A 13625-nucleotide genomic window follows, 5' to 3' on the forward strand; every position below is an offset into this window, starting at 1 on the left:
CGCGCGGGAGACCCGTGTGGAACCTGAACGACTGCGACGAATTGAATTCAATGCGCGTTAAGCCGCGTCGCCGTAATCGCGGCGGGAGGTTGCAAAGGGTCTATTTCCCAGCCAAACCCGAGCGCCCCGTTTTTCGATCCTGGGAGGCAGGATGTCCCATGCCCGCAGGATTTTGGTTCTGTCGTTGAGAGGAGTAGCCTTGATGGCTCGCAAGTTCCTTGTTTCCCGTGTCGCTCTTGCCGTCGCCCTGTCGAGCGGCCTGGCGGTCGTGGCTGCCACTCCCGCGGTCGCCGCGAAGAAGGAGAAGGCCGGCGCTACCAATTTCTCGCCCGAATTCGTGAAGGTTGCCGCTCCGATCCAGAAGGCGATGGCCGACGCCACCGCGAAGATTTCAGGCGGTCAGGCTACCCCGGAGAACCTTGCTGCTGCAAAGCAGGCCTTTGACGCCGGTGTCGGCGGAGATGGCAAGGCCGTCTTCCAGAACGCCGTCGGCACCGCCACCACGCCGGACGACAAGAGCGCGCTCGGCTCGATGATGCGCAACTACGGCATCATTTCGCAGGATCTGGCGCTCAAGCAGCAGGGTAACATGCTGCTTCTGGAAAGCGGCAAGCTGGATGCGGCAGCGGTGGGTTCCACGAACTACGATGCGGGCGTCACCGCGTACCAGATGAAGGACTACCCGAACTCGGCGAAGTACCTGAAGGCGGCGAAGGACGCAGGCTACGTCGACAGCTCGGGCCAGCTCGATCTGGTCCTCGCCGACGCATACAAGCGGTCGAACAATCCCCAGGCCGCGCTGCAGATGGCCAAGGACGACATCGCCGCCGCACAGGCGAAGGGCGCCGCCCCGTCCGAATCCGCGCTGCGCAACGTTCTGCAGCAGACCTACACCGCAAAGCAGCTCGGACCGTCGACCGAATATGCGGCCATGCTGGCGCAGTACTATCCCGGCGCCTGGAACACTTCCATTTCGGTCGTGCGCCAGCTCGCCTCGCTGCCGCGTGACCAGAACGTCGATCTCATGCGCCTGATGTACGTCACCGGTTCGATGAACGACCGTCGCGATTACCTGGAGTATCTCGAGAACGTCGATCCGCGCGCTTTCCCCGGAGAAGCGTCGAAGATCATGAACGACGGTCTTGCGAAGGGCAAGCTGACCGCGGCGGACGTGCCGGACAAGGCAAACACCGAAAGCCGCGTGGCTGCGGACAAGGCTTCGCTCGCTGCCACCGAGCGCGATGCCAACAAGGCCGGCGCGACGGGTGCCACCGTGGTGGCCGCAGGCGACGTCTTCCTGAGCTACGACCAGCCCGCCAAGGCTGAGACGTTCTACAGCAAGGCGAGCTCGATGGCCGGCGTGGATGCGAACAAAGTCGCTCTTCGTCTGGGCATGTCGCAGGCGCTGCAGGGCAAGTACGCCGCAGCACAGACGAGCCTCGCCAAGGTGAGCGGCACCCGCCAGCCGGTGGCCAAGCTTTGGGATGCCTACGCCAAGGGCAAGGCTTCCCCGGCCGCCGCCGCGTCGACAGCCCCGGCTGCCGCCAACTGATCTTCCGAGATCCCTGAACGAAGAGGGCGCCGGCAAAAACGGCGCCCTTTTTCGTTCAAGCCCGTCCAGTTGCTCAGACGGCGGGAGCGAACTCACCCGTGCGTTGATCAAGCAGATGCAGCACGCCGTCCGAGATCGCGAAGAAGGCGCCGCGCAGCGTCAGTTCGCCCTTGCCAACCTTCGAGCGGACGCAAGGGAAGGTCATCAGGTTGTCGAGGCTGACCTTGACTGCCGCCTGCTCCATCGCTCGCTCCGCTTCACGCCCGGTCGTGCCGTGCGCGTGGGCTACAGGCTCCCGCGCCTCGTCAAGCATCGCGATCCAGTCCGCGATGAAGCCGCCTTGGCCCGGCTCTGTGCCCTTCAGGTCCTGCGTGAGGGCCGCCTTGCAGCCGCCGCACAAGCCATGGCCCATTACGACGATTTCCTTGACCTTGAGCACCTGCACCGCGAACTCAAGGGCGGCGGAGACGCCGTGGTGCCCCGGTGAAGTCTCGAATGGCGGAACAAGCGCCGCCACGTTGCGCACCACGAAGATGGTGCCCGGATCGACGTCGAAAATCTGTGCCGGATCGACGCGGCTGTCCGAGCAGGCGATCACCATCACCTCCGGCTCCTGTCCTTGGCCGAGCTGTGCCCAGCGTTCCCGGTGCGGGGTCCAGCCACTGTCGCGGAAGCGGCGATACCCTTGAAGCAGGTGGTTCAGAACGCGATCGTCGGTGTCGGTCATGGTGAGTTCCATTGCTGCTTTGTAAACGTTGCTATTGCCTTAAGCCGGATATTCGTGCTGGCAAGCCGGCGCGCATGTGACTATCTGGGGCGCATGAACGATCTGTCCACCGCACCCGCCCCTGAAAGCGCGCGGCAGCGCAAGCCTGACTGGATCCGCGTCAAGGCGCCGACCAGCAAGGGCTATGGCGAGACGCGCCAGCTCATGCGCGATCTCAAGCTGAATACGGTGTGCGAGGAAGCGGCCTGCCCCAACATTGGGGAATGCTGGACGAAAAAACACGCGACGGTGATGATCCTGGGCGACACCTGCACCCGGGCCTGCGCCTTCTGCAACGTCAAGACGGGAATGCCGGGTCGAGTCGATCCGATGGAACCTGCCAACGTCGCGGAACTGGCTCTCAAGACAGGGCTCGAGCATATCGTCATCACTTCGGTTGATCGGGATGACCTGCCCGACGGTGGCGCCAGCCAGTTCGTGAAGGTCATCCGCGCCCTGCGCGATGCCACCCCCGCGACCACGATTGAAATCCTTACGCCGGACTTCCGCAACAAGATGCAGCGAGCGGTCGAAGCCATCGTCGAAGCGCGGCCCGACGTTTACAACCACAACCTTGAAACGGTCCCCCGGCTTTACCCGACCATCCGCCCCGGCGCGCGCTATTACGCGTCGCTGCGGCTGCTGGAGGAAGTGAAGCGGCACGATCCCTCGATCTTTACCAAGTCGGGCATCATGCTCGGGCTGGGCGAGGAACGACTGGAGGTCCATCAGGTGATGGACGACATGCGCTGCGCTGATATCGACTTCCTGACGATGGGGCAGTACCTTCGGCCCACGCCCAAGCACGCCGAGGTCAAGGAATTCGTGACGCCGCAGGCGTTCAAGGCTTACGGCGCCATCGCCCGGGCCAAAGGTTTCCTGCAGGTCGCGTCCTCGCCGCTGACCCGGTCCAGCTACCACGCCGGTTCGGACTTCGCGGAAATGAAGGCGGCGCGTGAAGCCCAGCTTGCCCGCACGCAGGCAAGCGTTGCGGTCGTAGGGGCCTGACGCATGCCGGGAATCCACGAAACGCGTCGCCTGCCCTACAGCGCCGAACAGATGTACGACCTCGTCGCTGACGTGGGCCGCTATCAGGAATTCCTGCCCTGGGTCGTCGCCACGCGGGTGAAGTCTGATAGCGAGCACGAGATGATCGCGGACATGCTCGTCGGCTTCAAGGCACTGCGGGAGAAGTTCACCTCTCGCGTGGAGAAGGAACGTCCCCGCCAGATACGGGTGCATTACGTAGATGGACCCATGCGTGATCTGGACAATGTCTGGACGTTCCACGCTGTCAGTGACACGGCCTGCGAGATCGAGTTCGACGTGAAGTTCACGTTTCGTAACCCGCTTTTCGAGAAGCTGGCTGGTCAGTACTTCGACAAGGCTTTCCGCAAGATGGTGGCTGCGTTCGAGACCCGCGCGGCCGAGCTTTACGGCGTCGCCCAGGCGGGGTGATGGCTGCGCGTCCCGGCTTTGGCCGGGCACGCATGTCAGGGAAGCAGCAGCTCCAGCGCGACGATCGTCGCCTGGTGGCGGATTTCACCGCGGCTGCGGCCATCCAGCTGCTTCTGTTCCGCGTTCACCTCTTCGACTCCGCGCTGTGCGCAGGCGAACACAACCGTGCCCACCGGCTTCATCTCGCTTCCACCACCCGGCCCGGCTACCCCGCTGATGGCCACGGCCACGTCCGCGCGGCTGCGTGAGATCGCCCCCTGCGCCATGGCCCACGCCGTTGCCGGAGAGACCGCGCCGAAGGAATCGATGATGTCGGGATGAACGCCGAGCATCTCCTGTTTGGCCTCGTTGGAATAGGTCACGAACCCGCGATCGAGGACGGCCGAGGAGCCGGGGATCTCCGTCAGGGCAGCGCAGACCAGTCCTCCGGTGCAACTTTCCGCAACGGCGACCATTCGGCCGATTGCAGCGTTCTTTTCCACCACGCGGCGAGCGAGTTCGAGGAGGTCTGCCGGGAAAACGGGGCTGGGCTCGCTCATGATCGTCAATCCTTGCAAAGCGAAACGCTGCCGGCCCGGGCATTGGCGTCGCGCGCCATATCCAGCGTTAGCGCGATCAGGCCGGCCGTGTTCTCCGGGGGAAGGGGCGAAAGCAGATCAATGGCGAGATCCAGCTGCTTGCAGGACCGCGTGGCGATGCGCTGCGACACGAAGCCTTCGACGAACACATCCGCCATCTGACGCAGGCTCTCGTCAGGCAGACTTGCGAACATTTTCGCCGAACCGGCGTCTTGCGCGTTAACGGCCTTCATGAAGGCGGGCTTGGCCTTGAGCCAGTGGCGGTCCTTCTGCCCGGCGTAACGGCTTACCAGCTCTGCGCTGCGTGTGCGCAGGAACGCGTTCGCGGGCAGGGACGGCGCGCAACGCTTGGCCGTTGCGCTGATCGCCTGAGGCAGGGCGTAGGTGATCAGTGAGGTCGCCTCCGCCTTGGTGATGCAGACGGACTGCGCGGCCATGGCGGTGCAGGGCGCAATCGCGGCAAGCAGGGCCAGGGTTCGCGGAATGAAGCGCATTGAAACTATCCTCGTAAACTTTGAAGCCGGAGGCAACCTACAACAGCGCGAGGCTGACCACGGCCTGAGCGGCAATCCCTTCGCGGCGCCCCGTAAAGCCGAGCTTCTCCGTCGTGGTCGCCTTCACGCTGATCGCGCTCGCGTCGACGCCGAGAATTTGCGCGAGCCGTGCGCGCATGGCCTCCCGGTGAGGACCGATCTTTGGGGCCTCGCAGATGATCGTCACGTCCGCATTGCCGAGGGCGTACCCCGCCTCCGCCACAAGTTCGGCGGCGTGGGCAAGGAAGCGGTCTGAGGCAGCGCCTTTCCACTGTTCGTCACTGGGGGGGAAATGCTGGCCGATGTCGCCTGCGCCGATCGCACCCAGCAAGGCGTCGACAAGCGCATGGATGGCGACGTCGGCGTCGCTGTGTCCCGCAAGACCGTGCGTATGCTCTACGCGAACGCCGCAGAGCCACAGCTCCTCGCCTTCCTCGAGCCGGTGGACGTCATAACCGTTACCCACCCGTACCGCCGCGCGGGTCGGGGCAAAATCGGAGGCGTAGGTAAGCTTGTGCAAGATCTCGTCTCCTTCGACCAGCGCCACTTCCATGCCCCATGCCTGTGCCACCTGAGCGTCGTCCCCAGCCGTGGGCGCATCGTCCCAGGCGCGATGGGCGGCGAGAATGTCGGAAAAATGAAAGGCCTGGGGTGTCTGCACCCGTCGCAGTTCCTCCCGCCGCGCCGGTGCGCCCATCATGTCTCCGGCCGCATGGGTGAGGCTGTCGCTCACGGGCAGGACGGGAATTGCGGCCGTGTGAGTGTCCAGAGCCGTCTGGAGCCTTTCGACGACCTCTGCCGGAAGAAGGGGCCGGGCGGCATCGTGGATCAGCACGCGGTCGGGCTTTTCCCGCGCAATCGCTTCCAGGCCGAGCCGCACCGACTCCTGGCGGGTTGCCCCGCCGATGGCGAAATCCACGTCCGTCAGACCGGACAGAGCCGCGCGAACCACCGCCTCGGCGTTCTGCGGGATCATGACCAGCACCGGCGCGCATCCGGCAGCCAGCAGTGCCTCTACCGAGTGGCGTACCACCGGCTTCCCGCGCCAATTGACGAACTGCTTGGGCATGGGCTGCCCGGCGCGAAGCCCCTGGCCCGCGGCGACCACCAGGGCGGCGGTGCGAACGCCCGGCCGATTCGGGCTGTGTTTGCGACCTGCGGAGACAATCTGCGACATCGTCGAGGCGGGTAATCCCTTGCCGAGCCGAGGGCAATCCACTATGCGCTGCCTGTTTTTTAGGCAGTGTTGCGCAGACCATGACTCAGATGCCCGCTTCCCCGGCCCTCAAGCCGATCAATGTCGGTCCGGTGACGATCGATTGCCCGGTCGTGCTCGCGCCAATGACGGGTGTTTCCGACCTGCCGTTCCGCCGAATGGTCCGCGCCTTCGGCTCAGGCCTCAACGTGACCGAAATGATAGCCAGTCCTGCGGCGATCCGCGAGACGCGCGTCTCGATCCAGAAAGCCATGTGGGACAAGGTCGAGGACCCGGTCTCCATGCAGCTCGTGGGATGCGACCCTGAGCAGATGGGAGAAGCGGCCCGGCTGGTCGAGGACCGTGGCGCCGCCATCATCGACATCAACATGGGATGCCCCGTGCGAAAGGTCGTGAATGGGGATGCGGGCTCCGCGCTCATGCGCGACGTGCCGCTTGCCACCCGTCTGATCGAGGCGACGGTGAAGGCGGTGAAGGTGCCGGTCACCGTGAAGATGCGGATGGGCTGGTGCCATGACAGCCTCAACGCGCCCGAGCTGGCCCGCATCGCCGAGGATCTCGGCGCGCGGATGATCACCGTCCATGGCCGCACCCGCAACCAGATGTACAAGGGCGAAGCCGACTGGGCCTTCGTCCGCAAGGTAAAGGACGCCGTATCGATCCCGGTGATCGTCAATGGCGACATCTGCACCATCGAGGACGCGGCGAAGGCTCTGGAGCAGTCCGGCGCGGACGGCCTGATGATCGGCCGCGGTTCGTATGGGCGCCCATGGTTCCTCGCGCAGGTCATGCAGTGGTGGCGCGGGCAGTCGGTGTCGGCCGATCCCACCGTTGCCGAGCAGTACGAGATCATACGCCGCCACTACGAAGACATGCTGGACCATTACGGCGGTGAGACCGGCGTCAAAATGGCGCGCAAGCATCTTGGCTGGTATATCAAGGGCGTCCGCGGATCTGCAGAGTTCAGAAACAAGGTGAACTTCATTGCGGATCCCGATGAGGTGCTCCGCGAGCTGGCGGAGTTCTACGCCCCCTACCGTGACAGTGGCGGCGGGCAGTTGCAGGCGGCATGAGGCTGGAGGGCAACTCGGCAATACCGGAAGCCCAGCGGCTGCTTGCAAGTCTGCCGCACGCCATGGTGCTGCTGGAGGATGGCCTGACCATCGCCGCCCTTAATCCTGCGGCCGAGCAGTTCTTCGGCCAGTCCGCCCGGCGCCTCATCGGCACACGGCTGCGCGACATCATGACCATATCCGATCGGCGCTTGCTGGATCGCCTTTCCGACTCCGAAGCGCCCGTGTCGGCCCGCGAAGTGGTCGTGCAACTCAAGGGGCGCGGCGCCCGGCGCATCGATATCAACGTGGCGCCGGTGGCGGACAGTCCGGGCTGGCAGGTCGTGACCTTGCATGACAACACCGCCGCGGATGCCTTGGGCGATGATCCGGGCGCTCCGGATGATGCGGTCCTGCGCGGTCCGGAGATCATGGCGCACGAGATCAAGAACCCTCTGGCCGGCATTCGCGGAGCGGCGCAGCTTCTTGCGCGCAAGATCGGCGAGCGGGATCGGGCACTTACCGACCTCATCACGGGCGAAGTGGATCGTATTGCCAATCTTATCGAACGTATGCAGAAGCTTAGCGGCCGAACTGCACCTCCCGTCGAGGCCTGCAACTTGCACGAAGCGGCGCGCCGGGCGATCGACGTCATGAACGCTGCGGAGGGTGTGCGGCCGACGTTCCGCCTTGTCGAGGAGTTCGACCCGTCCCTGCCGCCGGTTCTCGGCAGCCCGGACGGGCTTGTACAGGTCCTGATAAACCTGCTGACGAATGCGGTGGACGCATGCAAGAACGCCGAAGAGCCGCGCGTGACCATCCGAACCCGCTTTGCGAGCGGTCTTCAGCTTCAGATCGCGGAGGACGGAGCGCCGCTGCGGCTGCCAATCGAGGTCCGCATCAGCGATAACGGTCCCGGCATTGACCCTGCGATGCGGGACCACATCTTCGAGCCTTTCGTGACGAGCAAGAACTCCGGGCAGGGGCTCGGGCTTCCGCTGGTTCGAAAGCTGGTGCGCGACATGAACGGTCGCGTCACGCATGACCGCGACGAGGAAAACGGCCTGACTCACTTCCGCATCCACCTGCCGCTGGCTCCTCAGGCGCGCGCACGAACCCTGGAGAGCCGGCCGTGAATGTCCTGCTGGTCGAGGATGATACCTCCATCGCCATCGTCATTACCGCGGCGCTGGAGGCGGAGGGCTTTTCCGTTTCGCACTGCCAGACGCTGGCGGAACGGGACAGCATGCTGAGGGAAGGACGGTTCGCCGCGCTGGTGACCGATGTGATGCTTCCCGACGGCGACGGGATCGAGACCATCGATCGGGTCCGGGAGCATCATCCGCAGATGCCGATCGTCATTCTGTCGGCACAGAATACGCTCGATACCGCTGTTCGAGCCACGGACACCGGTGCCTTCGAATACTTTCCCAAACCCTTCGATATCGATGAACTCGCGCGCACCGTGCGGCAGGCCGCCGGCGCCGCGCAGGGTCAGACGATCGGAGAGGAGCCGGTTATCGAAGGCCTGCCGCTCGTCGGCCGCAGTGCGGCCATGCAGTCGGTTTTCCGCATGATCACGCGCGTGCTGCGCAATGACCTGACGGTGCTGATTCTCGGAGAGTCGGGCACCGGCAAGGAGCTCGTTGCCGAGGCGATACACCAGCTGGGGCATCGCCGGTCGGGACCCTTCATCGCGGTCAACACTGCCGCGATACCGGCCGAACTCATCGAAAGCGAGTTGTTCGGCCATGAGAAAGGCGCCTTCACGGGGGCCGTGGCCCGTCACGTCGGCAAGTTCGAGCAGGCTGCGGGCGGTACGCTCTTCCTCGACGAAATCGGTGACATGCCGATGCAGGCGCAGACCCGCCTCCTGCGCGCTCTTCAGTCCGGCACCGTGCGCCGCGTGGGCGGGCGCGAGGAGATCCGCCTCGACACACGGATCGTCGCTGCCACGAACAAGGATCTTGAGCCCGAAATCGCCGCAGGCCGCTTTCGTGAGGACCTGTATTACCGGCTCAACGTAGTGCCGATCAACATGCCGCCACTGCGTGATCGCCCGGATGACATCGACGCTCTTGCCCGTCACTTCCTGCTTCATGCGGCGAACGAGGGGCTGCCCCGCCACCAGCTGACGCCGCAGGCAGGCGAACTGCTCAGCCGTCAACCATGGCGCGGCAATGTCCGCGAACTGAAGAACTTCGTCTACCGCCTCGCCTTGCTTGCGCGCGAGGATGTGATCGACGTTGAAAGCATCGTCCCGCTGCTGGCGCAGGAGCAATCCGGTGCGAACGGCGAAAGCACCGGAGGAAGCGCTCCGTACGGTGAGGGCAGGGCGCATGGCGCCTCGGCCAGCATTGACGCTGCTGTCGAGGCATGGCTCGCGGCCACCCGCCCGGCGAGCGGAACGATCTACGGCAGCGCCATGGCGGCCTTCGAGCGGCCGCTCTTCGCGCAGGTTCTGCGCGAGACCGCCGGCAATCAGCTGCGAGCCGCGCAGGCGCTGGGGATTAACCGCAACACCCTGCGCAAACGCCTGGGCGAACTGGCGCTCGATCCCGAGGAATTTGCTCGTCGTCCTTAAAGCGGCCCTTGTGGATTTGCACTTGCAGGCAGGCCACAGTCCTGTTGTAACAGGGCAACGATGAACGAGGGTCCGGTTCCTAGACAGGCGCGTAAGCGGGCGTGGCCACGCTGGTGGCGGCGCATGCAGTTGGCTGCTCGCCGGGCCAACTTCTTCGCCGTCATGGAGGTGCTTTCGGTCCTTGCCTTCCTGGTTATGACCGCAACGACCTGGTACGCGCTCAACGGCGGTGGAGACCGGCGTGAGCTGCTGCCGTCCAACCTGACGGCAAGCCTGCTCGTCGGAACGCTCGTGCCGGCGATGGCGATCCTGGTTCTGCTGGGGCGGCGAATGGCACTGCGCCGCGCGGCTGAAAACATCAGCGGCGGCACCGGCCAGATGCACGTCCGGCTCGTTTTCATTTTCTCGCTGATCTCGGCCATTCCCACGCTGCTGGTGGTCATCTTCGCTTCGTGGTTGTTCCAGTCAGGCGTCGAGTTCTGGTTCTCCGACAGTTCGCGCGGGCTGCTGGAAAACGCCAACAAACTGGCGAGGGGCTATTATGACCAGACACTGCGGGACGTTGGCTACGAATCCGTCGCCATGGCCACAGACGCACGGGACGAACTCAGCCAGGTGCCGGTCGCGAGCCGCGAGTTCCAGACCTTCCTTTCCTATCAGGTCGTCCGCCGTAACCTGAGCGGCGCGGCCATCATCCAGATCGACCGGGGCGGGGACCAGCGGACCCCGATCATCGTCGATCCGGTCGGCGTTGCCGAGAACAATCGCATCAGCAAGGACGGGCTGGACCGGCTGGACAAGGGCGAACCCTATGTCGTCAATGCCCGCGACAACCGCATCGTCGCCGCTGCGCCCATCGAGCGGTCTTCGGGGGTCTATCTGCTTGTCGTGCGCAGTTCCGACCTGCTCTCGCTCAGCCAGGGGGAGCGGGCGGAGAACATCGTTCAGGCCTACGAGGTGCTTACAAGCCGCGCCCGCGTGCTCCAGTTGCGGTTCAACGTGGCGCTCTTCGTGGCGTCGCTGGCGCTGGTGGGCCTGTCCGTCTGGTTCGCGCTGCGGTTCGCCGACCGGCAGGTGGAGCCGCTCTATGAACTGGTGGACGCGGCCCGCGGTGTTGGCGCGGGCAACTACACATTACGCATCGAGAGGCGCACGGGCGCGGACGAGATCGGGCTGCTGAACCGCGCCTTCAACCGCATGACGGCGCAGATCGACAAGCAGACGCAGGCTTTGCTTGGCGCAAACCGCCAGCTTCACGAGCGCAGCGTCTTCATCGAAGCCGTGCTGGAATCAGTGACCTCGGGCATCATCTCGCTGAACGAGCAGGGCCGTATCCTTCTGATGAACTCGACGGCGCAGAAACTTCTGACCGATGGCACAGGCACCGCACCGGAGGGGATGCTGATCGCCGAAGTTGCGCCCTCACTGGCGGCACTGGTGGAGCAGGGCGCTCCCAGCGGCCTGGTCCAGTACAACCGCGGAGGTGACCTCCTGACGCTGGCCGTCAAGACCAGTCGCGATGCCACGGGCCACGTCATCACGTTCGAGGATATCACCCGCCAACTGATCGACCAGCGGACGGCCGCCTGGTCCGATGTGGCGCGGCGCATCGCCCACGAGATCAAGAACCCGCTGACCCCGATACAGCTGGCGACGGAACGGCTCAGCCGCCGCTATCGCAAGCAGATCACCGACAATCCCGAACTGTTCGAGGATCTGACCCGAACCATCATTCGCCAGGTGGGCGATCTGCGCAAGATGGTGGACGAATTCTCCTCCTTCGCCCGCCTCCCCAAGCCCGTGTTCCGTCCGGAGGATCCGGTAGCCCTCGCCCGGCAGGCGCTTTTCCTCCAGGAAGTGGCACGGCCCGACATCGATTTCCGCTTCGTCGCGGAGCGTGACATCGGCCTCATTGAGTGTGATCGCCATCAATATGGGCAGGCGATGACAAACGTGCTCAAGAACGCCGTTGAAGCCACGGAAGCCAAAGCGAACGAGGCGCCACAAGACTACCGCGGCACAATCACGGTGGAGGTGCTCGAGGAGGATACATCCATCCTCGTGCGGATCACGGACAACGGCATCGGGCTGTCGCAGGACAAGGAACGCCTGATCGAACCCTATGTCACCACGCGTGAGAAGGGCACCGGCCTCGGGCTGGCGATCGTCAACAAGATCATCGAGGAACATGGCGGCGAAATGACCTTCGCAGCGGCGGCCGGTGGCGGAACCACCGTGGCGATGCGCTTTGCCCACAACCCGCTCTCGCACGAGACTTCCGGTTCGTTGCCGTTCCGCAAGCCGGAGGCAGCGCAGTGACCCGTTTCATCCAGACGAAGAAGATTGGCTCATGGCACTAGATATCCTGATCGTCGACGACGAGCGCGACATCCGCGAACTGGTCGCCGGCGTGCTGAGCGACGAAGGCTACGAATGCCGCACGGCCGGTGACAGCGAATCCGCTTTGGCGGCTGTTGACGCGCGCCGTCCTTCGCTGGTCCTGCTGGATGTCTGGCTTCACGGCAGCCCCATGGATGGGCTGGAAGTGCTGGATGCCATCAAGGCGCGTGAACCCGAACTGCCGGTGATCATCTTCTCCGGGCACGGGAACATAGACACTGCCGTCGCCGCCATCTCGCGCGGGGCCATGGACTTCATCGAGAAGCCTTTCGAAGCCGAGAAGTTGCTGCATCTGGTCGCCCGAGCAACCGAGACCGAGCGGCTGCGCCGAGAGAACGCCCAGCTTCGGCAGGGCGTTTCCACGGGCGAAGAGTTCAACGGCTCCAGCGGCGCCATCAACCAGGTGCGCGCCACGTTGAAGCGCGTGGCCAACACCGGAAGCCGTCTTTTGATCACCGGGCCCGCCGGCTCGGGCAAGGAGGTGGCCGCGCGGCTGCTTCACGCCTGGAGCCCCAGGGCCGGCAGCGCTTTCGTCAGCGTGAACTCGGCACGCATCACACCCGAGCGGTTCGAGCAGGAACTGTTCGGTGAGGAAGTGGATGGGACGCTCGTCCGGTCCGGGCTTCTCGAAAGTGCGGACGGCGGGACGCTTTACTTCGACGAGGTGGCGGACATGCCGCTGTCGACACAGGCGCGTATCCTGCGTGTGCTCACCGATCAGGCGTTCGTCCGTGTCGGCGGTACCCGGCAGATCCGGGTGGATGTCCGCGTCGTCTCCTCCACGTCGCGAGACCTCGAGAAGGAGATCGCCGAGCGCCGCTTCCGGGAAGACCTGTTCTATCGCCTGAACGTTGTGCCGATCTCGATCCCCGCCCTGCGCGAACGGCGCGATGACATACCCGCACTGGTCGACCATTTTTTCGCCCGGTATGCCAACGAGCAGGGCGTGCCGCCGCCCCAGGTCAGCGGGGAGGCGATGACCGCCTTGCAGGCTTATGAATGGCCCGGCAACGTGCGCCAGTTGCGCAATGTCGTCGAACGCACAGTGATCATGGCCCCGCGGGAAAAGCTCGCAACGATCGAGGCGGACATGCTGCCGCCGGAGATCTTCAACAGCCGCGGCGGCAGCGATGCCGGCGCCTCGGTCATGATGAGCGCGCCGTTACGCGAGGCGCGCGAAAGCTTCGAACGTGAGTATCTGCGCGTGCAGATACGGCGCTTCTCCGGCAACATCTCCAAGACTGCCGCGTTCATCGGGATGGAGCGATCGGCGCTTCATCGCAAGCTGAAGCTCCTGGGCATGTCCGAAAGGCGGGAGGACGAATCGGACCTCGATGAGCAGGCCTGAACCTGTGTAACATTTATGCTACAAAAACGCGGTTTACTGCACTGCAGCAAGTGAGTACCTTCCGATTCGAGAACGGCTGCCGTCACGAACGGGGCCAGATTGCGGACCGCAGGGGCGGCCGCCAAAAAGACGGAGAAT

General features: G+C 64.5%; 12 protein-coding genes. 8 read left to right on the forward strand and 4 right to left on the reverse strand.

Features of this window, described 5'->3' with window-relative positions:
- Positions 1 to 202 precede the first annotated feature (202 nt).
- Positions 203 to 1552: a hypothetical protein gene (locus QOL62_RS04165; protein ID WP_283405293.1), complete on the forward strand. Its 1350-nt coding sequence runs from the start codon at positions 203 to 205 to the stop codon at positions 1550 to 1552.
- 73 nt (positions 1553 to 1625) lie between these two features.
- On the opposite strand, the gene QOL62_RS04170 is transcribed toward QOL62_RS04165, so the two are convergent.
- Positions 1626 to 2279, reverse strand: coding sequence for a carbonic anhydrase (locus QOL62_RS04170; RefSeq protein WP_283405294.1), 654 nt, complete (start codon positions 2277 to 2279; stop codon positions 1626 to 1628).
- 93 nt (positions 2280 to 2372) lie between these two features.
- Between QOL62_RS04170 and lipA the strand changes: the two genes are divergently transcribed.
- Positions 2373 to 3326: a lipoyl synthase gene (gene lipA / locus QOL62_RS04175; RefSeq protein WP_283405295.1), complete on the forward strand. Its 954-nt coding sequence runs from the start codon at positions 2373 to 2375 to the stop codon at positions 3324 to 3326.
- Between the two features lie 3 nt (positions 3327 to 3329).
- The gene (locus QOL62_RS04180; protein WP_283405296.1) at positions 3330 to 3776 is read left to right on the forward strand and encodes a type II toxin-antitoxin system RatA family toxin; all 447 of its coding nucleotides are present in this window, start codon (positions 3330 to 3332) and stop codon (positions 3774 to 3776) included.
- Positions 3777 to 3811: 35 nt separating this feature from the next.
- Here QOL62_RS04180 and QOL62_RS04185 read toward each other — a convergent pair whose 3' ends face one another.
- The 3 genes from QOL62_RS04185 to QOL62_RS04195 are packed head-to-tail and all read right to left on the reverse strand — an operon-like array spanning position 3812 to position 6064.
- Positions 3812 to 4315 (reverse strand): CinA family protein, encoded by a 504-nt coding sequence (locus tag QOL62_RS04185; protein WP_283405297.1) that lies wholly within the window; start codon positions 4313 to 4315, stop codon positions 3812 to 3814.
- 5 nt (positions 4316 to 4320) lie between these two features.
- A complete protein-coding gene (locus QOL62_RS04190) occupies positions 4321 to 4848 on the reverse strand; it encodes a hypothetical protein (protein WP_283405298.1) in 528 nt (175 codons plus the stop codon).
- Between the two features lie 37 nt (positions 4849 to 4885).
- Positions 4886 to 6064, reverse strand: a complete 1179-nt coding sequence (locus QOL62_RS04195) for a bifunctional 2-C-methyl-D-erythritol 4-phosphate cytidylyltransferase/2-C-methyl-D-erythritol 2,4-cyclodiphosphate synthase (protein ID WP_283405299.1) — start codon at positions 6062 to 6064, stop codon at positions 4886 to 4888.
- Positions 6065 to 6144: 80 nt separating this feature from the next.
- On the opposite strand from QOL62_RS04195, the gene dusB reads away from it, so the two are divergent.
- The 5 genes from dusB (at position 6145) to ntrX (ending at position 13487) form a co-directional block, all read left to right on the forward strand.
- Complete coding sequence (gene dusB / locus QOL62_RS04200; RefSeq protein ID WP_283405300.1) at positions 6145 to 7176, forward strand: tRNA dihydrouridine synthase DusB; 1032 nt, start codon at positions 6145 to 6147, stop codon at positions 7174 to 7176.
- A complete protein-coding gene (locus tag QOL62_RS04205) occupies positions 7173 to 8291 on the forward strand; it encodes a two-component system sensor histidine kinase NtrB (RefSeq protein WP_103729701.1) in 1119 nt (372 codons plus the stop codon). The genes dusB and QOL62_RS04205 overlap by 4 nt, the downstream gene beginning before the upstream one ends.
- Entirely contained in the window at positions 8288 to 9739 is a 1452-nt protein-coding gene (locus QOL62_RS04210) for a sigma-54-dependent transcriptional regulator (RefSeq protein WP_283405301.1), read from the forward strand. The genes QOL62_RS04205 and QOL62_RS04210 overlap by 4 nt, the downstream gene beginning before the upstream one ends.
- 123 nt (positions 9740 to 9862) lie before the next feature.
- Positions 9863 to 12058: a sensor histidine kinase gene (locus QOL62_RS04215; RefSeq protein ID WP_103729703.1), complete on the forward strand. Its 2196-nt coding sequence runs from the start codon at positions 9863 to 9865 to the stop codon at positions 12056 to 12058.
- Between the two features lie 31 nt (positions 12059 to 12089).
- Positions 12090 to 13487 carry a nitrogen assimilation response regulator NtrX gene (gene ntrX / locus QOL62_RS04220; protein ID WP_283405302.1) on the forward strand — a complete coding sequence of 466 codons (1398 nt, stop codon included), beginning with the start codon at positions 12090 to 12092 and terminating at the stop codon, positions 13485 to 13487.
- Positions 13488 to 13625 lie beyond the last annotated feature (138 nt).

The organism is Novosphingobium panipatense (assembly GCF_900182875.1).
In the GTDB taxonomy this organism is placed as follows: domain Bacteria; phylum Pseudomonadota; class Alphaproteobacteria; order Sphingomonadales; family Sphingomonadaceae; genus Novosphingobium; species Novosphingobium panipatense.